Genomic DNA, 20,918 nt, shown 5'->3' on the forward strand with positions numbered 1-20,918 from the left:
TCGCGGCGGTGATCGGGCTAGAAACCGGGCGGCGCAGGCGGGGGAGCGGCATGCAGGACCAGATCGGCCGGTTTCTCTACCTCGCGCTGCTGCTGGCGGCGATCGGCGGCTTCCTGATCGTGGAGTTTCGCGGCCGCGGCGGACAGGCGCTGCGTCAGGCGCTTGCATGGGGGCTGATCTTCGTCGGCGTGATCGCCGCGGGGGGGCTCTGGCAGGACGTGCGGCAGAGCGTCGCGCCCGAAGCGCGAGTGCTCGAGGGCGGGCGGATCGAGGTGCCGCTGGACCCCTCCGGTCACGCGCATTTGACCGCGGAGGTGAACGGCGTTCCCGTCCGTTTCGTCGTGGACACCGGCGCCACGATGCTGGCGCTGCGGCAGCGCGACGCGCGGCGCGTGGGCATCGACCCGGACCGGCTGGCCTATACCTCGCAGGCGCGGACCGCGAACGGGATCGTCGGCACCGCGCCGGTGCGGCTCGATTCGGTCAGCCTCGGCGGCGTCACCGACCATGACGTGCCGGCGATGGTGATCGGGGGCGAGCTTGACCGCTCGTTGATGGGCATGTCGTTCCTCAGCCGCTTCGCGCGGGTGAGCTTCGAGGGCGGCATGCTGGTGCTGGAGCGTTAGGCGGCGTCACCGCTGCCGGGCCCAGCCGCCATCCGCATCGCTCCAGTATTCCGCCGTGACCCCGGCCGCGGTGAGACTGCGCCACTGGCCCCGCGCCACGTCAAGCGCCGCGGGATCGGCGCCGTCGAAGAGGATGCAGGTGCGCTCCAGTCGCTCGCATTCCGCCGCCTCCACGGGCGCGCCGTCGAGCGCGATCAGGCAGGCGGGCGCGTTCGCCGCCGGCCCCTCGCCCGCCAGCGTCAGCAGCACCGGCTGGCGCGCGTCATGCGGCCCGCCGGCGCGGCCATGCGGCAGGAAGCCCTCGCGCGTCCAAAGGAGGTCATCGTGGCGGGCGAGGCGCGCGGTATCGGTGCCGCGCAGCTCGACCCGCCAGCCCTGCGCGAGGGACTTCTCGATCAGGACCGGCACCAGCGATTCGGCCGGCGAGCGGGTCAGGTGGTAGAAGAGCGCCGCGCCCATCAGCCCTTCTGCGCGTCCTCCCGGCGCTCGTAGCGGTCGCGCACCAGCCGGTCGAGCGTCATCACCCCCCAGCCCGAGGCGCCCTTGGGCGCAAGCGGCGTCTCGCCCGGCGGCAGGGCGACACCGGCGATGTCGATATGCGCCCAGGGCGTGCCCTTGCGGATGAAGCGCTGCAGGAACTGCGCCGCCGTGATCGACCCCGCCGGCCGCCCGCCGGTGTTCTTCACATCCGCCAGCCGCGACTTGATGAGCTCGTCATAGGACGGCGCCAGCGGCATCCGCCAGGCGCCCTCGCCTTCGGCGTCCGCGGCAGCCAGCAGCGCCTTGGCCAGGCCGTCGTCGTTGACGAAGACGCCCGCCTTGTCATGGCCGAGCGCGATGATGATCGCCCCCGTCAGCGTCGCGAGGTCGATCACCGCGGAGGGCTTGAACCGCTCCTGCGCGTACCAGAGGACATCGGCCAGCACGAGGCGGCCCTCGGCGTCGGTGTTGTTGACCTCGATCGTGTCGCCCTTCATCGAGCGCACGATGTCGCCGGGACGCTGGGCGCGACCGTCGGGCATGTTCTCGACCAGGCCGACGAGGCCGACCACGTTGGCCTTGGCCTTGCGCAGCGCCAGCGTCCGCATGACTCCGGCGACGACCCCCGCGCCGCCCATGTCCATCGTCATCTCCTCCATGCCCGCCGCGGGCTTGATCGAAATGCCGCCGGTGTCGAAGACGACGCCCTTGCCGACCAGCGCCAGCGGCGCCTCCTCGCCGCCGCCCTGCCAGCGCATGACGACGACCTTGGTCGGGCTCTCCGACCCCTGCCCGACGCCCAGCAGCGCGCGCATGCCGAGGCGCTCGAGCTCGTCCTCCTCCAGCACCTCCACCTCGAGGCCCAGCGTCTCCATCGCCTTCAGCCGGTCGGCGAAGTCGCTGGTGGTCAGCACGTTGGCAGGTTCGTTGACGAGGTCGCGGGTGAAGAACACGCCCTCGGCCACCGCCGCCGCATCGCGGGCCGAGCGAGCGAGCGCCTCGGGATCGGCGGCGACGAAGGTGACGGAGGCGCGCTCGGGCTTCGGCGCCTCGGCCGGGGTATCGGCGGGCGGCTCGCCGATGACGGGCGCCTGCGCGTCGTCGAGGCGGGCGCTGTCCGGCTGGCCCTGAGCCGAGACCGCCTGCGGCATCATCTCGGTCGGAGCGTCGGCCCCGACGCCGTCCGGCGCGGACTTGTAGGCCGAGAAGTCATAACCCCGCAGCGCGATGCCCAGTGCCACATCGGCGGCGCGGCGGTGGCGGCCGGCGAAGACCGTGACCTGCCCCTTGGCCATGCGCCCCCCGATCTGGCCTCCGGCCTTGCGCGCCGCCGCCACATCGGCGTCCCGCGGCAGCGAGACGAGCTGGATCGCATCGGCCGCCATCCCCGCCGGGAAGGCGAGTTCCATCGCCTCGCCGGGCTTCAGCTTGGCGAAGGCGGGCGAGGCGATCGCGCGCATGACCGCGGCGCGGGCGAGGCCCGGCAGGCCGCGGGGGGCGCCGCGCTCGCCCTCGATCAGGAACGCGAGGCGGCCGCCGCGCTCCCTGAGATCGTCCGGCAGGCTGTCGGTGAAGCTGATCTCGACGGGGTGGGTCATCGGGGCCTCGGCTGGCTGCGTTTCGGGCCGCGACACTAGCGGCGCCCCGGCGCCAAGGCCAGCGCCGCCCGCGGCCTGGGGACTATCCGCCCGGCCCGCCTGCGGGTTAGAGGGGTGTTCGAGCCCGAGCCGGAGGCCCGCGCGTGCCGCGCATCGATCGCTACATCCTGTCGCAGATGACCGCGCTGTTCGGCTTCTTCGCGCTGGTGCTGGTGTCGGTCTACTGGCTCAACCGGGCCGTGGCCCTCTTCGAGCAGCTGATCGCCGACGGCCAGACCGCGCTCGTGGTGCTGGAGTTCACGGCGCTGACGCTGCCCCATGTCATTGCGCTCGTCCTGCCGGTCGCGGCCTTCACCGCCGCCGCCTACGGCACCAACCGCCTCGCGGGCGAGAGCGAACTCGTGGCCATGCAGGCGGCGGGGATGTCGCCCTGGCGGCTGGCGCGGCCGGTGCTGGTCTTCGGACTAATGGTGGCGCTGATGGTGGCGATCCTCGTCCACGGCCTCGTGCCCTCGGCCCGCGCCCGCCTCAGCGCCCGGCAGGACGCGGTGGCCGAAGATGTCGCCGCCCGCTTCCTGCGCGCCGGCAGCTTCCAGTTCCCGAGCCGGGGCGTCACCCTCTTCATCCGCGAGATCGGCGCGGACGGCACCATGCACGACCTGTTGTTCGACGATTCGCGCGATCCTGTGCGGCGGCTCACCTACACCGCCGACGAGGCGCGGATCGTGCCTTCGGACCGCGGGCCGGTGCTGGTCATGGCCAGCGGCATGGCCCAGGAGGCGCGGCCCAGCGCGAACGGGGCCGAGCGACTGGCGGTCACGCGCTTCCGCGACCTCACCTTCGACATCGGCGACCTGATCGGCGGCGGGCGCCGGACCGGCACCGACCTGCGCGACTACGCCACGCATCGGCTGCTGGCGCCCGACGCGGCGCTGCTGGAGGCGACCGGCGAGACGCCCGCGCGCGCCCGCCTCGAGGCGCATCTGCGGCTCGCCCAACCGCTGCTGTCGCCGGTAGCGGCGGTCCTCGGTTTCGCGCTGCTGCTGGTCGGCGGCTACAGCCGCTTCGGCGTCGGGCGGCAGGTGGTGCTGTCGGTGCTGGCGCTGATCGCGCTGCAATTCGCCAGCACCGCGGCCGAGAACGCCGCCGAAGGCGATCCGTCGCTGTGGCCGGTGGTCTATCTGCCCGCGCTGATCGGCGCCGCCGCCTGCGCTGCCGTGCTGTGGCTTGCCTCCGCCCCGAGGCGTCGACCAAGGGAGGCCCGCGGGTGATCCTCTCGCGCTACATCGCCCGGCGCTTCGCGCGGATGCTGCTGACGGTGGGCATCGGCTTCGTCGCCATCCTGTTCTTCGTCGAGCTGGTCGAGCAGGTGCGCCGCTTCGGTGGCGCGGGCGTGGGCCTCGGCGGGGCGGCGGCGCTCTCGGCCCTGCTGGTGCCGGGGACCTTCTATACGATCCTGCCGCTGATCGTGCTGCTGGCAGGCATGGGCATGTTCCTGGCCCTCTCGCGCAGCTCCGAGCTGGTGGCGATCCGGGCCTCGGGCCGTTCGGCGCTGCGTTTCCTCGCCGCGCCCTCGGCGGTGGCGGTGCTGGTCGGGCTGCTGGCCGTGGCGTTCCTCAACCCGATCGTCGCCGCGACCGTGCAGCGCTATGGCGATGCGGCCGACGCCCTCGACCGGGGCCGCGCGCAGACCGTCAGCGTGGCCGAGGACTCGCTGTGGCTCCGGCAGGCCCTGGGCGACGGCGGCGGGCAAGTGGTGATCCGGGCCGAGCGCGCCTCGCGCGACGCCACCACGCTCTACGACGCCACCTTCCTCGTCTTCGACGCGCAGGCCGGGCCGCTGCGCCGCCTCATCGCGCGCGAGGCGCGGCTGGTCCCCGGCGCTTGGCAACTCGCCGACGTGAAGGTGTGGCCGCTCGCCCAGCCGAACCCCGAGGCGGTCGCCACCACTGCACCGACGCTGGAGTTGCCCTCCGACCTCACCGCCGAGCGCATCCGCGACGCCTTCGGCGCCCCCGAGGCGGTGCCGATCTGGCAGCTGCCGCAGTTCATCGCGGGGATGGAGCGCGCGGGCTTCTCGGCCCAGCGGCACCGGGTCTGGCTGCACACAGAACTCGCCCGCCCGGCGCTGCTGGCGGCGATGGTGCTGATCGCGGCGGCCTTCACCATGCACCACGTCCGCGGCCAGCGCACCGGCGGGCTGATCCTCGCCGCCTTCGCCGCCGGTCTGGGGCTGTTCTTCCTGCGCCATTTCGCGCAGGTTCTGGGCGACAACGGCGACATTCCCCCGGCGCTCGCCGCCTGGGTGCCGCCGGCGGCCGGGACGCTGCTGGCGCTCGGGCGGCTCTTGCGGCTGGAGGACGGATGAGGGGCGCGCGGAGGCGATGGGGCGGGAGGCTGGCCGCGCTGCTCGTGGCGCTCGCCCTGCCCGCAGGCGCCTTGGCGCAACCCGCGCTCGCGCCGACCGACGGCGCGCTGCTTCCCGGCACCCGCGCCGACGGCACCGAGGCGGTCGTGGTCCCGGCCGCGCCGGCCTCGCAGGTCATCGAGGCGACCCCCGCCGCCCCGGTGGAGGACGGCACCGAGGCCACGCTGCTCGCCGACATGGTCACGCTCAGCGGCAACCGCCGCCTCGAGGCCTCCGGTGGCGTCGTCGTCTGGTATCAGGGCACCCGCCTCATCGCCCCGCGCGTGATCTACGACGGCGAGGCCGACCGCCTCTACATCGAGGGGCCGATCCATCTCACCCGCCCCGGCGACCGCGGCACCGACCGCGAGGGCGTGCTAGTGGCCGAGGCGGCCGAGCTCGACGGCGATCTGCGCCAGGGCCTCATGCGCGGCGCCCGGCTGGTGCTGGCGCGCGAGCTGCAACTGGCGGCGGACGAGGTGCGCGTGCTGGACGAGGGCCGCGTGACCGTCCTCGACCGCGTCGTGGCGTCCTCCTGCCGCGTCTGCGCGGCCAGCCCGACGCCGCTCTGGGAGATCCGCGCCCGCCGCATCACCCACGATCAGGACACGCGCCGCTTGACCTTCGAGCAGCCGCAATTCCGTGCCTTCGGCGTTCCGATCCTCAGCCTGCCCGGCCGCATCACCGCCCCCGGTCCGACCGTCGAGCGCATGTCGGGCCTCCTGCGCCCGACCCTGCGGACGACCTCCGAACTCGGCGTCGGGGTCAAGGCGCCCTATTTCCTGACCTTCGGCGACAGCGCCGACCTGACGCTGACCCCCTACCTCGCCACCGGCCGCACCCTCACGCTCGAGGCGCGCTACCGGCAGGCCTTCACCAACGGCGCGCTCGAATGGCAGGGCGCGGTCAGCCGCGACGACATCCGCGAGGGCGAGACCCGCGGCATGAGCTTCGGCGCGGCGCAATTCGCACTCTCCAGCGGCTTCAACCTCGGCCTGCAGCAGCAATGGGTGTCCGACCGCGACTACCTTGACGACTACGGCATCTCGGATGCCGACCGGCTGTGGACCGGCGTGACCCTCGAGCGGGTGCGCGAGGGCGAGCTGATCGGCCTGCGCGCGGGGGCCTACCGTACGCTGCGCGAGGGCGAGGTGCAGGCGCTGCTGCCGACCGAGGTGCTGGATGCCGCGTGGATCCGCCGCTGGCAGGCGCCGGGGATCGGCGGCACGGTGGAACTGGGCTGGCAGGCCCATGCCCATCGCCGGCCGTCGGACCTCGACGTGCTCGGCCGTGACGTGGCCCGCCTCTCCGCCTGGGGCGGCTGGCAGCGCAGCGCGGTGCTGCCCGGCGGCGTGCTGGGCCGCATCGACACGCGGCTCGATGCCGACCTGTGGCGGGTGGAGGACGACAGCACGATCCGGGCCGAGGCGAGCCGCGTGGTCCCGACCGTCGCGGTGGAGCTTCGCTGGCCCTTGCTCCGTGCGGGCGCGGGCGCGGTGGACGTGCTGGAGCCGGTGGCGCAGATCGCCTGGTCGCCGCGCCGGGACGAGGACGACGAGGGCATCCCCAACGAGGACAGCCGCAGCGCCGAGCTGGACGAGGGCAACCTCTACGCCCTCGACCGCCTGCCCGGCCGCGACCGGCGCGAGACCGGCCTGCGCGCGGCACTCGGCCTGACCTGGACGCGAACCCTCGCTGACGGGACTGCCTTCGGCGCGATGGCGGGGCGGGTCTGGCGCGACGAGGACGACCCGGACCTCGCCGGAACGCCGTTCGAGGGACGGCGCTCCGACTGGCTCCTCGCCGCGAACTGGCAGCACCCGCAGGGCCTCGCCGCGGTGGGCCGCGCCCTCTTCGCCGACGGCGGCGAGGTCAGCCGCGCCGATGCCCGCCTCGGCATCCTGCGCCCGGACATCCAGCTCTCGGCCGGCTACGGCTTCGTGGACGCGTCCGCCGGGACGGCCGAGCGCCACCAAATCGCCTTCGACGCCGGCTGGCAGGTCGCGCCCGGATGGTGGGCCGAGGCCGACACGCGCTACGACCTCGTCCTCGGCCGCCCGGAGAGCGCGGCGCTCGGCGTCACCTACCGCAACGAATGCATCACCGTCGCGGGCGCGCTCAGCCGCGACTGGGCGGGCGAGGGGCGGGACGAGCCCGACACCTCGTTCGATTTCTCGGTCCGTCTCGGCGGCTTCGGCCGCGCTTCGGACCTGCCGGGCACGGTGGCGCGGCGCTCCTGCATGCGCTAGGCTCGCCGCCGCCGAGTGACGAAAGGACGCCCCCCGATGCGCCAACTGATGCCTGCCGGACTGCTCGCAGCAGTGCTCGCCGCGTTCGTGCCGGGGCTGCCGCTCGGGCCGCTTTCCGGGACGGCCGCGGCGCAGGACGCGCCCGCGGTGATCGTCAACGACGAGGTCATCACCGCTTATGAGCTCGAGCAGCGGCTGCGCTTCATGCAGGCCCTCGGCGCGCCGGGCACGACCGCCGAGGCGGCCGAGACCGCGCTCATCAACGAGCGGCTGCAATTGCAGGAGGCGCGGCGCATGGGCATCTCGCCCGGCGAGCAGGCGATCCAGGCCGGCATGACCGAATTCGCGGGCCGCGCCGGCCTCGACTCGATGAGTTTCATCGGCCAGCTGGCGCAGGCGGGCGTCGATGCCACCACCTTCCGCGACTTCATCCGCGCGGGCGTCGTCTGGCGCGAGATCCTGCGGGTCCGCGTGGCGCCGGGCGTGGTGGTCTCGGACCGGCAGGTGGCGCAGGCCCGGCAGCGCGCGATCGAGACGCCGCGCGTGACCCAGGTGCTGATCTCGGAGCTCATCATCCCCGCCCCCCCGGGCACCGAGGAGCGCATCGCGGCGCAGGCCGCCCAGATCGCCGCGAGCGTGAGCAGCGAGGCCGAGTTCGCCGCCGCCGCGCGGCAGTATTCGGCCACGCCCTCCGCCCCGCAGGGTGGCCGCCTCGACTGGACGCGGGTGGACAACCTGCCGCAGGGCCTCGCGCCGATCCTGCTGGCGCTGCAGCCGGGACAGGTGACGCAGCCGCTCTCGATTCCGGGCGCGGTGGTGCTGTTCTACCTGCGCGACACGCGCGGCGAGGTTCGCCCCGGCGCGACGGCGGAGACGGTCGAGTTCCTGCGCCTGATGGTCGCCTCGACGGCGGAAGCCGCGCAGGTGCAGGCCGAGGCCGACACCTGCGGCACCTTTTACGTCGCCGCTCGCGGCCGCCCGGTCGAGCATCAGGTGGCGGATACCTCCGCCATCCCGGCCGAGACCGCATTGGTGCTGTCGCGGCTCGACCCGAACGAGATCGCGGCCATCCCGCGCGGCGGCGCCGTGGAGGTCCTGATGCTCTGCGAGCGCGCGCCGACGCTGCTGGCCGAGGGCATGGGCGAGAACCCGATCCCCGGCCTGCCGCAGCCGGTGATCGCGGGCGGCGCGCCCACCGTGGCCGAGCTGCCCGAGGCGCCCGACGGCTTCGATCCGGTGCCGACCGCGGGCGAGGCGCGCGAGGCGGTCTTTACCGCGGAGGTGAACCGCGCCGCCGAGACGCTGCTGGCGGAACTGCGCGCCAATGCCATCATCATCCGCCCCTGAGCCCGTCCCGCTGATCCTGACCTGCGGCGAGCCTGCGGGTATCGGGCCGGAGCTTGCACCGCTCGCGCGGGCCGCGGGCGAGGCCTTCGTATGGCTGGGCGACCCCGCGCATCTGCCGCCCGGCACCCGCTGGACCGAGGACCGCGCGGCGGAGCCCGGCGTGCTTGCCGTCCTCCCGCACCGCTTCCCCGCCGCCGCCTGGCCGGGCCGCCCCGATCCCGTCAACGCGGCCGCCGTGATCGAGGTCATCGCCCGCGCGGTCGAACTGGCGCAGTCGGGCGCGGCCGCGGGCCTCGTTACCGCGCCGATCAGCAAGCTGGCGCTGAAGGAGGGCGCGGGCTTCGCCTTCCCCGGCCATACCGAGTTCCTCGCCCATCTCGCGGGGGGCGCGGAAGTGGCGATGATGCTGGCCTCCTCGACCGTGAACCCGCCGCTGCGCGTGGTCCCGGCGACGATCCACATTCCGCTTTCGGCGGTGCCCGAGGCGCTGACGCCCAAGGTGCTGGAACGCGCGATCCGGGTGACGGCGGCGGGCCTCTCGCGGGATTTCGGGCTGCCGCACCCCCGGATCGCCGTCGCGGGCCTCAACCCCCATGCCGGCGAAGGCGGCGCGATGGGCGGCGAGGAGCGCGACTGGATCGCGCCGCTCCTCGACCGGCTGCGGGCCGAGGGCTTCGACTTGTCCGGCCCCCTGCCCGCCGACACGATGTTCCACGCCCCGGCCCGCGCCCGCTACGACGCGGCGGTCTGCGCCTACCACGATCAGGCGCTGATCCCGATCAAGACGCTGGACTTCGCCGGTGGGGTCAACGTCACGCTCGGCCTGCCCTTCATCCGCACCTCGCCCGACCACGGCACCGCCTTCGACATCGCCGGCACCGGCCGGGCCGACCCGTCCAGCACCATCGCGGCGCTCCGCATGGCCCGCGCCATGGCCGCCGCCCGCGCCGCGACATGAGCGCCATCGACGGCTTGCCGCCCCTGCGCGAGGTGATCGCGCGGCATGACCTGCAGGCGAAGAAGCAGCTCGGCCAGAACTTCCTGCTGGACCTCAACCTCACCGCCCGCATCGCGCGGGCGGCGGGCGACCTGACGCAATGCGACGTGCTGGAAGTCGGCCCCGGTCCCGGCGGCCTGACGCGCGGGCTGCTGGCTGAGGGCGCGCGGCATGTGCTGGCGATCGAGAAGGACGCCCGCGCCATCCCGGCGCTGGAGGAGATCGCCGCGGCCTACCCGGGGCGGCTGACGGTGATCCACGGCGACGCGCTCGAGGTGGACCCGCTGGCGCATCTGGCGCCGCCGATCCGGGTCGCGGCGAACCTGCCCTACAACATCGGGACCGAGCTTCTGACCCGCTGGCTGACGCCATCCGAATGGCCGCCCTTCTGGATGTCGCTCACGCTGATGTTCCAGAAGGAGGTGGCCGAGCGGATCGTGGCGAAGCCGGGCGGCAGGGCCTATGGCCGCCTCGCCGTGCTGGCGCAGTGGCGGACCGAGGCGCGGATCGTGCTGACCCTGCCGCCGCAGGCCTTCGTGCCGCAACCCAAGGTCGAGTCGGCCGTGGTGCATCTGACGGCGCTGCCGGGGCCGCGCTTTCCGGCCGATGCGAAGGTGCTGGAGGAGGTGACGCGCGCGGGTTTCGGCCAGCGGCGCAAGATGCTGCGGGCGAGCCTGCGCGGGTTGCACCCGCAGATCGAGACGCTGCTGTCGGAGGCGGCGATCGCGCCGACCGCGCGGGCCGAGGAAATCCCGCTCGAAGGCTTCTGCACGCTCGCGCGCGGCCTGAAGGCAGCGCGCGAGGCGGGGCGGTAGCTTATTCGGAGGTCGCGGTCTCGTCCGGTGCGTCGGCGGCCGCCGCGGTCTTGCGCGGGGCCCGCGGGCGGGTCGTCGCGCGGGGCTGGCGGGCCGGGGCCGCAGGCTCGGCCCGGGCCTCGTCAGCGGCGGGAGCGGGCTGCCCGGCCGCGGCTTCGGCGGCCGGGACCTCGGCGCGGGCCTCGGGCAGCTCCACCGGGCCGCCCTCGTCCTCGCCGCCGACCGCGTCGGGAAGGCCGCCCTCGCCGCGCGCGGCCCAGGCCTGCCACGGCGGGGTGCCGGCATCGGCGGGGCCGTTGCCGCGATCCTCGCGGCGGTTGTCGTCGCGGCGGTCGCTGTCGCGGCGGCGGTCGTCACGCGGCTGGCGATCCTCGCGCGGACGCTCGTCGCGCTGCTGGCGGTCATCGCGCTGCGGACGCTCATCGCGCTGCTGGCGGTCGTCGCGGCGGTCATCGCGCGGCTGACGGTCGTCCCGCTGGGCGCGGTCGTCCCGCGGCTGGCGGTCGTCGTCGCGCCCGCCGTCGTCGTCGCGCTGCTGCGGGCCCTGCCCGCCGCCCTGCTGCTGCTGGCGTTCGGCCTGCTCGCGCATCGCCTCGCCCAGCATCCGCGTGTAGTGCTCGGCGTGCTGCAGGAAGCTCTGCTCGGCCACGCGGTCGCCCGAGAGCTGCGCGTCGCGGGCGAGCGTCAGGTATTTGTCTATGATCTGCTGCGGCGTGCCGCGGACCTTGCCCTCGGGGCCGGAGCTGTCGAACACGCGGTTGACAACATTGCCCAGCGGACGCTGGCGGTTCGACTTGTTGCGCGAACGGGACTTGGATGATCTCATGTGCTCGTCTGTCGGTCAGGGATCCAGCCGGCGGCATGGAGGTTCGGGTCGGCCCTGCACCCTGCGCGCGGCCGCGGGCGTTTTACCCGTGGCGACAAGCGGCAGTGTGTCGGCTGACCCGTGCGGCGGCGCGAAAGCACCCCGTCACGACCTTTGGAGTAACCACGCCGATGCCGCGTTACAAGCCGAAAACGCAGCCGCGCGCCGGAAAATCGCGAAAAACCCTCCGAAGCGGCCGAGATTGACCGGGGACGACGGGTCAAGCCCGCACCTGCCTGCCCGAAAAGTCCTCGCAGACATTCTCAGAGTTTTTTGCTCGCCTATTATGGACACCCCCTGCTTGCGGGATTAGGCAGCGGTTCGGCCCGCGTGCTGCGGACTGCCAGACCGAAAGGATTTCCCGATGCGATCCCTCGCCCTCGCGCTCGCCCTGACGGCGGCGCATGCGGTGCCCGCCGCGGCCCAGGACGTGACCATCCCCACCGCGCAGGGCGAGGCGACGGTGCCCGCCGCGCCGGAGACCATCGCCGTGCTGGACCTCGGCGCGATCGACACGCTGCAGGCCCTCGGCGTGGCGCCGGACGCGGCGCCGGACAGCAACCTGATCGACCACATCGCCGAGGCCATCGCCGGCGCGGTGAAGGTCGGCACGCTGCAGGAGCCGAACCTCGAGGCGCTCGCGGGCGTGGGTCCCGACCTGATCGTGGTCGCCAACCGTTCGGCCACGCAGAAGGACGCGGTCTCGCAGGTCGCGCCGGCGATCGACATGACCGTGGACGGCGCGAATCTGGTGGCCGACACCAAGGCCCGGCTCGCCGCCTTCGCGCAGCTCTACGGCAAGGGGGCCGACGGCGAGGCGCTGCTGGCGCTGCTCGACGAGAAGCTGGCCGCGGTCGCGGCGGCGGGCGAGGGCAAGGGCACGATGCTGGTCGTGCTGACCAACGGGCCGAAGATGTCGGCCTATGGCCCCGGCTCGCGCTTCGGCTGGGCCTATGACGTGACCGGCCTCACCCCGGCGGTCGAGACGCTCGACGCCACGGCGAACCACGGCGACGCGATCAGCCACGAGTTCATCGCGCAGGCCAATCCCGACTGGCTCTTCGTGCTCGACCGTGGCGCCGCGATCGGCGCCGACGTGCAGTCGGCCGAAGCCACGCTCGACAGCGCGCTGGTGAAGGGCACGACCGCTTGGACCGAGGATCAGGTCGTCTATCTCCCGGCCAGCAACGTCTATCTCTCGGCCGGCGGCTACACCTCGCTGCTCGAGATCCTCGACAGCCTTGAGGCGGCGCTCGCGGGATGAGGTTCGCCGCCGGTCTCGGCCTCGCGGCGCTGCTGGCGCTGATGCTGGTCAGCCTCGGGGTCGGGGCGGCCGAGATCTCGGTGCGGCAGGCGCGCTCGGATGCCTGGACGATGCTCGTGCTGATGGAGTCGCGGCTTCCGCGGACGCTGGCGGTCGCGCTCGCCGGGGCGGCGCTCGCCGTCTCGGGCACGCTGATCCAGAGCCTGGTGCGCAACCGCTTCGTCGGGCCGGACACCACGGGGACGAGCGAAAGCGCCGCCCTCGGCCTCCTCGCGGTGACGATCCTGGCGCCGGCCTCGCCCATCTGGGTGAAGATGGTCGCCGCCAGCTTCGCCGCGATGGCCGGGACCGCGCTCTTCATCGTGGTGATCCGCCGCCTGCCCCGGCGCGAGGTCATGCTGGTGCCCATCGCGGGCTTGGTGCTGTCGGGCGTCCTCGGCTCGATCGTGACCTGGATCGCCTGGCAGGCGGACCTGCTGCAATATGTGGGCGTCTGGATGAGCGGCGAGTTCTCGGGCGTGACGGCGGGGCGCTACGAGCTTCTGTGGGTCGCGGGCCTCGCCGCCGGGCTGGCCTGGGTGGGCGCCGACCGCTTCGCCATCCTCTCGCTCGGCGACGGGGTGGCGACGGGGCTGGGCCTCTCGACAGCGAGCGTCATGCGCTTCGGCCTCGTCGTCGTGGCGGTCGTCTCGGCCCTCGTCGTGACCACGGTGGGCATGGTGCCCTTCCTCGGGCTGGTCGTCCCGAACATCGTCGCCCGCGTGATGGGCGACAACCTGCGCGCCTCGCTGCCGGTGGTGGCGGCCAGTGGGGCGGGGCTGCTGCTGGCCTGCGACATCATCGGCCGGCTGCTGATCGCGCCCTACGAAATGCCGGTCAGCGTGATTCTCGGCGTCCTCGGCGCGCTGATCTTCCTCGTCCTCCTCTACCGCCGGCCGGCCCATGCCTGAGCGCGCCTCATGGCAGGTGATCGCCGGGCTGACGGGGTTGCTGGTCCTGTCGTCGCTGGTCTGGATGTTCCAGGGCATCGGCGGCGGCAATCGCAGCTTCATCCTGACGCTGCGGGCCACGAAACTGGCGGGACTCATCACCGTGGGAGCCTCCATCGCCATCGCCACGGTGCTGTTCCAGACCGTCGCGGCGAACCGCGTGCTGACGCCCTCGATCATGGGCTTCGACGCGCTCTACCTGCTGCTCCAGACGCTGCTGGTCGCGAGCGTTGGCATCACCGGCTTCGCCATGCTGGACCCGACGCTGAAGTTCCTGGCCGAGATCGCCGTCATGGTCCTGCTGGCGGGGCTGCTGTTCGGCACGCTTCTGGGCCGTGGCGCGCGGGACATCCCGCGCACGATCCTCACGGGCGTGATTCTGGGCGTGCTCTTCCGGTCGATCAGCGGGTTCGTGTCCCGCATCCTCGATCCGAACGCCTATGCCGTGGTCCAGAGCGTCAGCTTCGCCAGCTTCGGCAGCATCAACGCCTCGCTGCTGCTGCCCGGCGGACTGATCGCGGCGGGGATGATCGCCGCGGCCTTCGCGCTCTCGTCGCGGCTCGACGTGCTGGCCCTCGGGCGGACGGCGGCGGTCTCGCTCGGGCTCCGGCACCGGCGGATGGTGCTGCTGACCCTCGCCCTCGTCGCGGTGCTGGTCTCGGTCTCCACAGCCCTCGTCGGCCCGGTCGGCTTCTTCGGCCTGCTGGTCGCGGGCCTCGCACACGGCGCCGCCGCCAGCGACCGCCACGCGGCGCTGCTGCCCATCGCCGGGCTGATCGGCGCCCTCATCCTCGTCGCCGGCCAGACGATCTTCGAGCGCGCCATGAGCCAGCCCGCCACCCTCTCGGTGGTGGTCGAGTTCGCGGGCGGGCTGTTCTTCCTCTACCTGCTGATGAAGGGACGGATCCGATGATCGAGATTCACGACCTGCACTATCGCGTGGGCGCGGCCCCGATCCTCAGCGACATCAGCCTCAGCCTGCCCGAGGGCAGCCTGACCGCGCTGATCGGCCCCAACGGCGCCGGCAAATCGACGCTGCTGCGCCTCATGGCCCGGCTCGAGCCGCTGCAGTCCGGGCGGATCACCGTCGAGGGCCTCGACCTCGCCACCACGCCGACCGACGCGATGGCGCGGACGCTGGCGATCATGGGCCAGCAGAACAGCGTCGCCAGCCGGTTGCGGGTGCGCGAGCTGGTCGGCTTCGGCCGCTGGCCCCACCATCAGGGCCGCCCCCGCGCCGCCGACCGCGAGGCGGTGGAGGCCGCGATCGACGCGTTCGGGCTGCAACCCTTTGCGGGCCGCTTCCTCGACGAGCTCTCGGGCGGGCAGGTGCAGCGGGCCTTCCTCGCCATGACCTTCGCGCAGGACACGGCGTGGATGCTGCTCGACGAGCCGCTGAACAACCTCGACGTGGCCCATGCCCGCGCGCTGATGGCGCGGTTGGCGCAACTGGTGCAGGACACCGGCCGCAGCGTCGTCGCGGTGGTCCACGAGGTCAACTACGCCGCCGCTTGGGCCGACCACGTCGTCGCCATGAAGCACGGCCGGATCGTGGCCCAAGGCGCCGCCGAGGCGGTGCTGACCGAGGACCTGCTGTCCGACCTCTACGACACGCCGGTCGAGGTCAGCCGCCACGACGGCCGCCCGCTGGTCCTGCACCACCACTCGCACAGCCGCATCGCCGACCTGAGCCGCGGCCGCCTTCCCGATCGCGCCCGCCTGTCCTGAGCCACAAGCGGCTTGACCCGGGCGCGCCGAAACCCTAGCTCACTCGGCACGGCGGTGGGTTGGCGGAGAGGTTACGCACCGGATTGCAAATCCGTGAAGACCGGTTCGATTCCGGTACCCACCTCCATGATTTTCCTAACTTTTCTCACCCGCCGCTTTCCTGTTCCGAAAGCCGTTCCGAAGTTCGCGCTCTGATCCCGGCCTGTTCTCGGGCCTCCATCGCCTGCCGCGCGCGCGCCTTCTGACGCGCCTCGTGGGTGTAGCTCCGCAACGTCGCGCTGTCCTTGTGGCCCGTCACCGACTGGATCACCTCGTCGGTCAAGCCCAGCTCGGCCAGCTCCACCGCCGTTGCGTGGCGCAGGCCGTGAATGTCGAATCGCTCGGCCCGGATCTTCCGCCGCACCGCCATGATCTCGTCGGCAACGACGCGATAGCTGGCCGGGCCGCCGTCGAGACGCTGCACGATCGTCGGCCCGAGGTCGTGGCCCTTCACGGCCAGCCGCACCTTGGGCTCCAGCCCCGGCGTGGCGTCCAGCGCCGCCTTAAGGTCGGTCGTGATCGGCAGCCACAGCCGGGCATCGGTCTTGTTCTGGCGCACGCGGATCACGCCTTCGTCGATGTCGCTCCAGCGCATCTTGAGCACGTCGCCGATCCGTTGCCCCGTGCCGATGCACATCTCGAACACGAGTCGGGCGCGGGTGCCGTGGGCCGCAGCCTCGCGGAACGCCTCGACCTTGCCCGGCGGCCACGGATTGCGCCCCACGGTCTTGGCCTTCACCAGCGCGACACCTTTCGCGGGGTTCTGCCCTGCCTTGATCCAGCCGAGGTCATGCGCGTGCTCGAACAGAATGCGGAGCACCTGGACGATGTAGGAGGCGAAGCGCGCGCTGTCCTTGTTCGCGTCTCGAGCCCTGATTACGTCCTTGCGCTGCATCTTGTCGGCGGGCAGTTGCCCTAGCTTGTCCTCGATGTAGCGCAGCACGCGGTCGTAATCGGCCTTCGTCCGCGGCGCCCGGTCCTTGTAGCGGTCACTCTCGCGGTAGCTGGCGACAAACGCGCGGAAATCGCGCCCGGTCGGCATCCGCTGCTCGTCGGCCAGGACGCGGGCCAGTTCCATCTGGAACTCCGGCGTGCCGGGCCGCTCATGCAAGCGCACGCTGCGCCCGCCCCGCTCGAAATAGAGGTAGGTGCCGCTCTTGCGCTTCCGTGCGTAGACATGGGCCGGCAGGTTCCGCTTGGTCATCGCCGCAAGTCCGCATATCGAAGTCGTCGCAGCCCACGCTGAGTTTCGACTCTGCAGTGTCGACGGTGATCGTGCCGTCCGGGGCTGAGGGTGAACCGCTGGATCGCAAGTCCCTTCTCGCGAGCTACGTCGAGCGCCTTGCGCAGTTCCCTTTGGCTGAACCTAACCCCCATCACCGCTCTCCCGGCGGCACGATCTTCCACCACTTCGCCTTGCGGCCGCGCTGTGGCCGACTCTCGCGATCAGCCTCGCGGATGAGCCCAGACAGCTTCAAATGGGTGCAGCCTGGCCAGACCACGCGGTTCAGAAGCCGCAAATAGTCGGGGACCACATCGGCGCTCATGTTCATGGCGGCGTCTCTCTCTGCGGTCCGGGGCGGACCCTGCAGCGAAAATAATGACCAGTACGGTTACAGGCAAGAGAAGAATAACCTGTTCGGTTATTACTGGCTGCCGGACATGATGCAGGCTCGGAACGACGCATACTGGTCCGGCAGCGAGACGCTGCTGGACGACGCACTAACGGCATATGCGTCGGGTGTCAGTCTTGATCTGATTGTGCAGCAGCGGCTCGAAGCCGCTCGGCAAGCTCCAGTGGCAAGCCTGCTTCCCGCCCGAGATACAGATAATCCAGCGTAACGCCGAATCTCGCCGTGAGCAGACAGGCGAACTCGACCGAGGGCGCCCGCCGCCCCCCCTCGAACCGTGACCAGTAGGTCCGCTCGATCCCGAGCATGTCGGAGATCTGGGCGGGCCTTAATCCATGCGCCAGGCGGATCAGGCGCAGACGGCGCCCGATGGACTCGGGCGACATCTCGGGCGGTATGCGTTGGGGTGGTGTGCTCATTGGACGCGGAATAGTCCGCTCCCCCACAGCCGCAATCACCATCTTGGACCCAAAGACGAATGACCACCGGGGTCATAGTCTGCGGGCATGACAAAATCCTCCGTGCAGCAAATCATCGAGCGTTGGCCAAGCCGCAGGGCTCTGGCTGGCGATCTTGGCCTCGAGAAGGTCGTCATTCATCGGTGGCATCAGCGTAGTTCCATCCCCGGTGAATACTTCGTGCCGATGCTGGAAGTCGCGGCCGAGCGAGGCATTTCCTTGCTGCGAGACGAGCTGGAGCGCAAGCGCCAGAATGGTCACATTGTGGCGAGCGCGCAACCTGCCTGTTCGGGCGGACAAGTCAATGTAAAGGCTACCCTTGCAAGCGGCGCCGAAACGGCCGGGGTGGGGCAGCAATGACCATCGCGGGCTTCACGCCGCGCTCCATGCGCATCCTCGCCCATGTCCATAACGGGTGCACCCTGCGCGGCTGGGACCAGACCATCGCCGAGGTCGCGGAGGCCATCAGCGAGCGGACCCAGACCGTGCGCGCGCTCGTCACCTGCCGCGGCTGGGCCGATCGCTTCCGGCTCCCGCCAATGCCGCTGTCGGGCCGCTATCCGCTGATCGACACGGTGGACGACGCCCTCGAGGTGCTGACGGCATGAACGCCGCCGTCCGGTTGCGCCCTGATGCGCTGGAAGCTCGACTTCACCGGCGAGGGTTCCCCGCCGCAGCGCAATGCGTGGTTCGTCTGGCGCCGCGGCTGGAATGGCGAGCCGGTCTTTCGCTGGCTCCACAAGCCGCGCGGCGATCTCCGGCAGGAGGCGCTGCTGTGAGCGCGCCTTATCACCCCTCCTCCGTCGCGGCCCGCGTCACCCGCCCGCACAAGGTCGCCGTCTGGGCCGCCATCGCGCCGCCCGCGCGGCTCGACATCGGCGGCATCGCCCGCGCGACCGGCATCGACTTCGCCATCGTCGCCGAGGTCGTCGCCGGAAATGGCGCCGGCAAGCTCGTGATCCACGACGCGGTGCGGCCGGGAGTCTGGATCCGGCGGGCCGAGGTGCCGGCATGAACCCTCGATTTTTCCACCGAAACCCCGAGCCGCGCGGCGGTTCAACCACAGGGGCCGGGATGGCTAGGAAGGTGGAGCTCAAGTTGCCCGAGCAATGGGGCGCGGTCGTCGCGGTGGCGCAGGAACTGAACCTCGGCGGTGAGGGCCAGTATGCGCTGTTCGCGCTCGCCCATGCCCTTGCGGTCCAGACCCGCCTCGCGTCCAGAACGCCGGGCGAGGCCGTTGCGATCGTGCTCGACGCCATGATGAGCGAGTCCGTCATGGGGAGGCTGCCCGAGGGCTTTAACCGGGTGGAGTGTGGCTGCATGAGCTGCACGCTCGATGTCGTCCGTAAGGCGATTGCGGGCATGGCGACAAATGCGGGTTCCGATGAGCCCACGGTCGAGCAGCGGCTGGTCCTGCTGGCCGAGGCCACCAAGGCCACCATGGACGCAAGGCGACCTCACGGCCATCGAGGACCAGTTCTCGGCCTTGCGGGCGACAGCCGTCACCTTGGCCGATCGGCTCGCGGCCCGCGCCGCCGGCCACAGCGCCACCATCAACTGACAGGAGGACACCATGACAGACGGGATCAGCGTGACGCTGCGCACGCATGACGGCCGCGAGGCTGACATGACGCCGCTGTTCGAGGCCGCGCGCGCCGGCAAGCCGCCGATGAAGAACACGCCCGAGGACGAGGCGGTGGAACAGCGCACCTATGGCATCGCCGCCGGCGAGTTGCGGTCGTTCATCGAGCGCATCGAGGCGATAGACACCGAGATCGACGAGCGGAAGCGCGACCTCAAGGAAATCTTCGCGGAGGCCAAGGGCCGCGGCTACGACAGCAAGGTGCTGCGGAAGGTCGTCGCCCTGCGGAAGCGCGACAAGGACGACGTGGCCGAGGAAGAAGCGATCCTCTCCATGTATCTGGCCGCGCTGGGCATGGCCTGACCATGGAGCCGGTCGTCCTCACGCTGGGCGACGCGGGTGCTATGGCCGAACGGCCGCCCGCCGCACTGGTCCGCGCGCCACCGCGCCGCTCAGAAGCAGCGTGCGGAGGCCGGCATCCTCGCCCGCAGCGCCGGGTTGCGGCACCTGCCCGAGGGCGCGCGGGTGACGCTGACCTTCGCCTTCCAGCCCTCGTTCCGCACCATCACCTTCGACCTCGACAACGCCGTCGCCTCGCAGAAGGCCGCGATCGACGGCATCGTCGAGGTTCTCGGCGTGGACGACAGCCGGTTCGGCTACGGCGCCCCGACCGCCTTGCCCCGCGCCCGGGGCACGGCCGGGGCCGCGATCCTGACCATCACCTTCCCATCGCGTGAGGACGCCCCATGACCGTGGCCACCGAGCCCTTGTGCCAGCGCGTCCCCGAGTCGTCGGGCTGGCCCGGCGATCCCCCCATCCTCGCGCATCGCATTGCCCGCGCCGTCCACGAGGGCAACGAGTCGGTCGCCGAGCGGGTCATTGCGTCCTACAAGCGCGGCCGCTCCGTCTGGCGCGTGCTGCTGCCCGAGGAGCACGGCGGCATCACCTACGCCATGGTCTCGGACGTGACCGGCACGCCCATCACGGTGCTGACGCAGGAGCAGGTCCGCGTTCTCAAGGACGTGAGCATCGAGGAGGCCGAGAAGGCGCGTGAGGCGCGCGACGCCAAGCGCCGCACCAAGGAAGGCTGGCGCCGCCACGAGGCATGCAAGAAGCGCCGCAAGGCGCGCGGGCGGGCCAAGTGATGAGCGGCTACGTCAGGGCGCAGCGCGCGCGTTTCGAGCACCATCTGTTCGCCGGCGAGAAGTTCCGCCGCGGCTACGCCTGGGACTGGATGGTCGCCGCGGCGGCATGGCGCGACCGCGATGCGGCCATGATGAGATCGTTCACGCTCACCTGCACGAGAGTGTAGGTCGGATCACCCCGCGTGAGGTTCGACCAGACGAAGACCATGGCCGTGCAGGGTGCGGCACCGAGCAGGATCACCCCGGCGAGGTAGGATTGCGCATCCTCCGGCGGAATCAGACCGGCGAAGACGTGGTTGAAGAAGAGAACGCCGAGCGCAGCCATGGTGAAGGGCTTGATGAGCCAGTTCACCACCAGCGTGATGAGCAGCCCGCGCGGCTCCTCGCCCACCCGGCGGATCGAGCCGAAATCTACGCCCACCATCATCGGGTAGACCATGGCCCAGATCAGAACGGCGACGGGCAGGTTGACGGAGGCGACCTCCAGTCCCGCAAGGCCCCCGAAGATGCCGGGCGCAATGTTGCCCAAGAGAAGCCCGGCCAGGATGGCGGCGGCCACCCAGATCGAGAGCCAGCGCTCGAAGCGGCCCAAGCCACCGGGGGCGGCGGTCATGTCAGTCATGCTCTCGTCCTTCAAGGTCGAGCAGCCGCCGCACGATCGGCGCGGCTGAGGTGGGTAGGAACGACACGTCCGAGAC

25 protein-coding genes, 1 tRNA gene and 1 pseudogene are annotated in these 20,918 nt (G+C 71.8%); 20 read left to right on the forward strand and 7 right to left on the reverse strand.

Annotated elements, in window-relative coordinates; translation table 11 throughout:
* The first annotated feature begins 50 nt into the window (after positions 1-50).
* Positions 51-626 (forward strand): TIGR02281 family clan AA aspartic protease, encoded by a 576-nt coding sequence (locus GI374_RS11490; protein WP_154337203.1) that lies wholly within the window; start codon positions 51-53, stop codon positions 624-626.
* Between the two features lie 6 nt (positions 627-632).
* Here GI374_RS11490 and GI374_RS11495 read toward each other — a convergent pair whose 3' ends face one another.
* Together GI374_RS11495 and GI374_RS11500 are read right to left on the reverse strand one after the other, a co-directional pair.
* Positions 633-1,085, reverse strand: coding sequence for a DNA polymerase III subunit chi (locus GI374_RS11495; RefSeq protein ID WP_154337204.1), 453 nt, complete (start codon positions 1,083-1,085; stop codon positions 633-635).
* Complete coding sequence (locus tag GI374_RS11500) at positions 1,085-2,704, reverse strand: leucyl aminopeptidase (RefSeq protein WP_154337205.1); 1,620 nt, start codon at positions 2,702-2,704, stop codon at positions 1,085-1,087. Before GI374_RS11500 ends, GI374_RS11495 begins: the two co-directional genes overlap by 1 nt.
* A gap of 143 nt (positions 2,705-2,847) precedes the next feature.
* Between GI374_RS11500 and lptF the strand changes: the two genes are divergently transcribed.
* Genes lptF through rsmA form a run of 6 tightly spaced genes read left to right on the forward strand, consistent with a single transcriptional unit; the run spans position 2,848 to position 10,519 of the window.
* On the forward strand, positions 2,848-3,975 hold the full coding sequence (lptF, locus tag GI374_RS11505) for an LPS export ABC transporter permease LptF (RefSeq protein WP_370515297.1): 1,128 nt from the start codon (positions 2,848-2,850) through the stop codon (positions 3,973-3,975).
* Entirely contained in the window at positions 3,972-5,072 is a 1,101-nt protein-coding gene (gene lptG / locus GI374_RS11510) for an LPS export ABC transporter permease LptG (protein ID WP_370515298.1), read from the forward strand. The genes lptF and lptG overlap by 4 nt, the downstream gene beginning before the upstream one ends.
* On the forward strand, positions 5,069-7,360 hold the full coding sequence (locus tag GI374_RS11515; RefSeq protein ID WP_154337206.1) for an LPS-assembly protein LptD: 2,292 nt from the start codon (positions 5,069-5,071) through the stop codon (positions 7,358-7,360). Before lptG ends, GI374_RS11515 begins: the two co-directional genes overlap by 4 nt.
* A 36-nt stretch (positions 7,361-7,396) precedes the next feature.
* A complete protein-coding gene (locus tag GI374_RS11520) occupies positions 7,397-8,707 on the forward strand; it encodes a peptidylprolyl isomerase (RefSeq protein ID WP_154337207.1) in 1,311 nt (436 codons plus the stop codon).
* A complete protein-coding gene (pdxA, locus tag GI374_RS11525) occupies positions 8,685-9,665 on the forward strand; it encodes a 4-hydroxythreonine-4-phosphate dehydrogenase PdxA (RefSeq protein WP_154337208.1) in 981 nt (326 codons plus the stop codon). Before GI374_RS11520 ends, pdxA begins: the two co-directional genes overlap by 23 nt.
* Complete coding sequence (gene rsmA, locus GI374_RS11530; RefSeq protein ID WP_154337209.1) at positions 9,662-10,519, forward strand: 16S rRNA (adenine(1518)-N(6)/adenine(1519)-N(6))-dimethyltransferase RsmA; 858 nt, start codon at positions 9,662-9,664, stop codon at positions 10,517-10,519. The genes pdxA and rsmA overlap by 4 nt, the downstream gene beginning before the upstream one ends.
* A gap of 1 nt (position 10,520) precedes the next feature.
* Here rsmA and GI374_RS11535 read toward each other — a convergent pair whose 3' ends face one another.
* A complete protein-coding gene (locus GI374_RS11535; protein WP_154337210.1) occupies positions 10,521-11,345 on the reverse strand; it encodes a DUF4167 domain-containing protein in 825 nt (274 codons plus the stop codon).
* 403 nt (positions 11,346-11,748) lie between these two features.
* Between GI374_RS11535 and GI374_RS11540 the strand changes: the two genes are divergently transcribed.
* The 5 genes from GI374_RS11540 (at position 11,749) to GI374_RS11560 (ending at position 15,492) form a co-directional block, all read left to right on the forward strand.
* A complete protein-coding gene (locus GI374_RS11540) occupies positions 11,749-12,648 on the forward strand; it encodes a siderophore ABC transporter substrate-binding protein (RefSeq protein WP_154337211.1) in 900 nt (299 codons plus the stop codon).
* Positions 12,645-13,598: an ABC transporter permease gene (locus GI374_RS11545; protein ID WP_154337212.1), complete on the forward strand. Its 954-nt coding sequence runs from the start codon at positions 12,645-12,647 to the stop codon at positions 13,596-13,598. The genes GI374_RS11540 and GI374_RS11545 overlap by 4 nt, the downstream gene beginning before the upstream one ends.
* Entirely contained in the window at positions 13,591-14,550 is a 960-nt protein-coding gene (locus GI374_RS11550; protein ID WP_154337213.1) for an iron chelate uptake ABC transporter family permease subunit, read from the forward strand. The genes GI374_RS11545 and GI374_RS11550 overlap by 8 nt, the downstream gene beginning before the upstream one ends.
* The gene (locus tag GI374_RS11555; RefSeq protein WP_154337214.1) at positions 14,547-15,365 is read left to right on the forward strand and encodes an ABC transporter ATP-binding protein; all 819 of its coding nucleotides are present in this window, start codon (positions 14,547-14,549) and stop codon (positions 15,363-15,365) included. The genes GI374_RS11550 and GI374_RS11555 overlap by 4 nt, the downstream gene beginning before the upstream one ends.
* A gap of 53 nt (positions 15,366-15,418) precedes the next feature.
* Positions 15,419-15,492: transfer RNA gene (locus GI374_RS11560), tRNA-Cys, on the forward strand.
* Positions 15,493-15,510: 18 nt separating this feature from the next.
* Here GI374_RS11560 and GI374_RS11565 read toward each other — a convergent pair.
* The 3 genes from GI374_RS11565 to GI374_RS11575 all read right to left on the reverse strand — a co-directional run bounded on the left by GI374_RS11565 (position 15,511) and on the right by GI374_RS11575 (position 17,454).
* Positions 15,511-16,608 carry a tyrosine-type recombinase/integrase gene (locus GI374_RS11565; RefSeq protein ID WP_154337215.1) on the reverse strand — a complete coding sequence of 366 codons (1,098 nt, stop codon included), beginning with the start codon at positions 16,606-16,608 and terminating at the stop codon, positions 15,511-15,513.
* A 172-nt stretch (positions 16,609-16,780) separates the two neighbouring features.
* A complete protein-coding gene (locus GI374_RS11570; protein WP_154337216.1) occupies positions 16,781-16,957 on the reverse strand; it encodes a hypothetical protein in 177 nt (58 codons plus the stop codon).
* Positions 16,958-17,148: 191 nt separating this feature from the next.
* Entirely contained in the window at positions 17,149-17,454 is a 306-nt protein-coding gene (locus GI374_RS11575; protein WP_195759902.1) for a helix-turn-helix domain-containing protein, read from the reverse strand.
* An 87-nt stretch (positions 17,455-17,541) separates the two neighbouring features.
* On the opposite strand from GI374_RS11575, the gene GI374_RS11580 reads away from it, so the two are divergent.
* The 8 genes from GI374_RS11580 (at position 17,542) to GI374_RS11615 (ending at position 20,220) form a co-directional block, all read left to right on the forward strand.
* Positions 17,542-17,853, forward strand: coding sequence for a hypothetical protein (locus tag GI374_RS11580; RefSeq protein WP_154337218.1), 312 nt, complete (start codon positions 17,542-17,544; stop codon positions 17,851-17,853).
* On the forward strand, positions 17,850-18,101 hold the full coding sequence (locus GI374_RS11585; protein WP_154337219.1) for a hypothetical protein: 252 nt from the start codon (positions 17,850-17,852) through the stop codon (positions 18,099-18,101). The genes GI374_RS11580 and GI374_RS11585 overlap by 4 nt, the downstream gene beginning before the upstream one ends.
* A 24-nt stretch (positions 18,102-18,125) precedes the next feature.
* Complete coding sequence (locus GI374_RS11590) at positions 18,126-18,272, forward strand: hypothetical protein (protein ID WP_154337220.1); 147 nt, start codon at positions 18,126-18,128, stop codon at positions 18,270-18,272.
* Positions 18,269-18,508: a hypothetical protein gene (locus GI374_RS11595; RefSeq protein WP_154337221.1), complete on the forward strand. Its 240-nt coding sequence runs from the start codon at positions 18,269-18,271 to the stop codon at positions 18,506-18,508. Before GI374_RS11590 ends, GI374_RS11595 begins: the two co-directional genes overlap by 4 nt.
* Positions 18,509-18,579: 71 nt before the next feature.
* Positions 18,580-19,104 carry a hypothetical protein gene (locus tag GI374_RS11600; protein WP_154337222.1) on the forward strand — a complete coding sequence of 175 codons (525 nt, stop codon included), beginning with the start codon at positions 18,580-18,582 and terminating at the stop codon, positions 19,102-19,104.
* A 58-nt stretch (positions 19,105-19,162) separates the two neighbouring features.
* Entirely contained in the window at positions 19,163-19,438 is a 276-nt protein-coding gene (locus GI374_RS11605) for a DUF2312 domain-containing protein (protein WP_154337258.1), read from the forward strand.
* Between the two features lie 36 nt (positions 19,439-19,474).
* Positions 19,475-19,825 carry a hypothetical protein gene (locus tag GI374_RS18895; protein WP_195759903.1) on the forward strand — a complete coding sequence of 117 codons (351 nt, stop codon included), beginning with the start codon at positions 19,475-19,477 and terminating at the stop codon, positions 19,823-19,825.
* Positions 19,822-20,220 carry a hypothetical protein gene (locus GI374_RS11615; protein WP_154337223.1) on the forward strand — a complete coding sequence of 133 codons (399 nt, stop codon included), beginning with the start codon at positions 19,822-19,824 and terminating at the stop codon, positions 20,218-20,220. Before GI374_RS18895 ends, GI374_RS11615 begins: the two co-directional genes overlap by 4 nt.
* Before the next feature lie 127 nt (positions 20,221-20,347).
* Here the strand turns inward: GI374_RS11615 and GI374_RS11620 are convergent.
* Positions 20,348-20,842, reverse strand: a pseudogene (locus GI374_RS11620) (arsenic resistance protein); the annotation flags it as partial.
* Positions 20,843-20,918 lie beyond the last annotated feature (76 nt).

The sequence above is a fragment of the Paracoccus sp. S-4012 genome (assembly GCF_009674885.1).
GTDB lineage: Bacteria > Pseudomonadota > Alphaproteobacteria > Rhodobacterales > Rhodobacteraceae > Paracoccus.

Excerpts from the sequence above, each read along its gene's own strand:
- GI374_RS11565 (WP_154337215.1), bottom strand. The coding sequence starts at position 16,608 with ATGACCAAGCGGAACCTGCCGGCCCATGTCTACGCACGGAAGCGCAAG.
- pdxA (WP_154337208.1), top strand. The coding sequence starts at position 8,685 with ATGCCATCATCATCCGCCCCTGAGCCCGTCCCGCTGATCCTGACCTGC.
- GI374_RS11555 (WP_154337214.1), top strand. The coding sequence starts at position 14,547 with ATGATCGAGATTCACGACCTGCACTATCGCGTGGGCGCGGCCCCGATC.
- rsmA (WP_154337209.1), top strand. The coding sequence starts at position 9,662 with ATGAGCGCCATCGACGGCTTGCCGCCCCTGCGCGAGGTGATCGCGCGG.
- GI374_RS11545 (WP_154337212.1), top strand. The coding sequence starts at position 12,645 with ATGAGGTTCGCCGCCGGTCTCGGCCTCGCGGCGCTGCTGGCGCTGATG.
- GI374_RS11520 (WP_154337207.1), top strand. The coding sequence starts at position 7,397 with ATGCGCCAACTGATGCCTGCCGGACTGCTCGCAGCAGTGCTCGCCGCG.
- GI374_RS11540 (WP_154337211.1), top strand. The coding sequence starts at position 11,749 with ATGCGATCCCTCGCCCTCGCGCTCGCCCTGACGGCGGCGCATGCGGTG.
- GI374_RS11605 (WP_154337258.1), top strand. The coding sequence starts at position 19,163 with ATGAAGAACACGCCCGAGGACGAGGCGGTGGAACAGCGCACCTATGGC.
- GI374_RS11615 (WP_154337223.1), top strand. The coding sequence starts at position 19,822 with ATGACCGTGGCCACCGAGCCCTTGTGCCAGCGCGTCCCCGAGTCGTCG.
- GI374_RS11580 (WP_154337218.1), top strand. The coding sequence starts at position 17,542 with ATGACAAAATCCTCCGTGCAGCAAATCATCGAGCGTTGGCCAAGCCGC.
- GI374_RS11590 (WP_154337220.1), top strand. The coding sequence starts at position 18,126 with ATGCGCTGGAAGCTCGACTTCACCGGCGAGGGTTCCCCGCCGCAGCGC.
- GI374_RS11490 (WP_154337203.1), top strand. The coding sequence starts at position 51 with ATGCAGGACCAGATCGGCCGGTTTCTCTACCTCGCGCTGCTGCTGGCG.
- GI374_RS11585 (WP_154337219.1), top strand. The coding sequence starts at position 17,850 with ATGACCATCGCGGGCTTCACGCCGCGCTCCATGCGCATCCTCGCCCAT.
- GI374_RS11500 (WP_154337205.1), bottom strand. The coding sequence starts at position 2,704 with ATGACCCACCCCGTCGAGATCAGCTTCACCGACAGCCTGCCGGACGAT.
- GI374_RS11550 (WP_154337213.1), top strand. The coding sequence starts at position 13,591 with ATGCCTGAGCGCGCCTCATGGCAGGTGATCGCCGGGCTGACGGGGTTG.
- GI374_RS11535 (WP_154337210.1), bottom strand. The coding sequence starts at position 11,345 with ATGAGATCATCCAAGTCCCGTTCGCGCAACAAGTCGAACCGCCAGCGT.
- GI374_RS11575 (WP_195759902.1), bottom strand. The coding sequence starts at position 17,454 with ATGAGCACACCACCCCAACGCATACCGCCCGAGATGTCGCCCGAGTCC.
- GI374_RS11570 (WP_154337216.1), bottom strand. The coding sequence starts at position 16,957 with ATGAACATGAGCGCCGATGTGGTCCCCGACTATTTGCGGCTTCTGAAC.
- GI374_RS11495 (WP_154337204.1), bottom strand. The coding sequence starts at position 1,085 with ATGGGCGCGGCGCTCTTCTACCACCTGACCCGCTCGCCGGCCGAATCG.
- GI374_RS11515 (WP_154337206.1), top strand. The coding sequence starts at position 5,069 with ATGAGGGGCGCGCGGAGGCGATGGGGCGGGAGGCTGGCCGCGCTGCTC.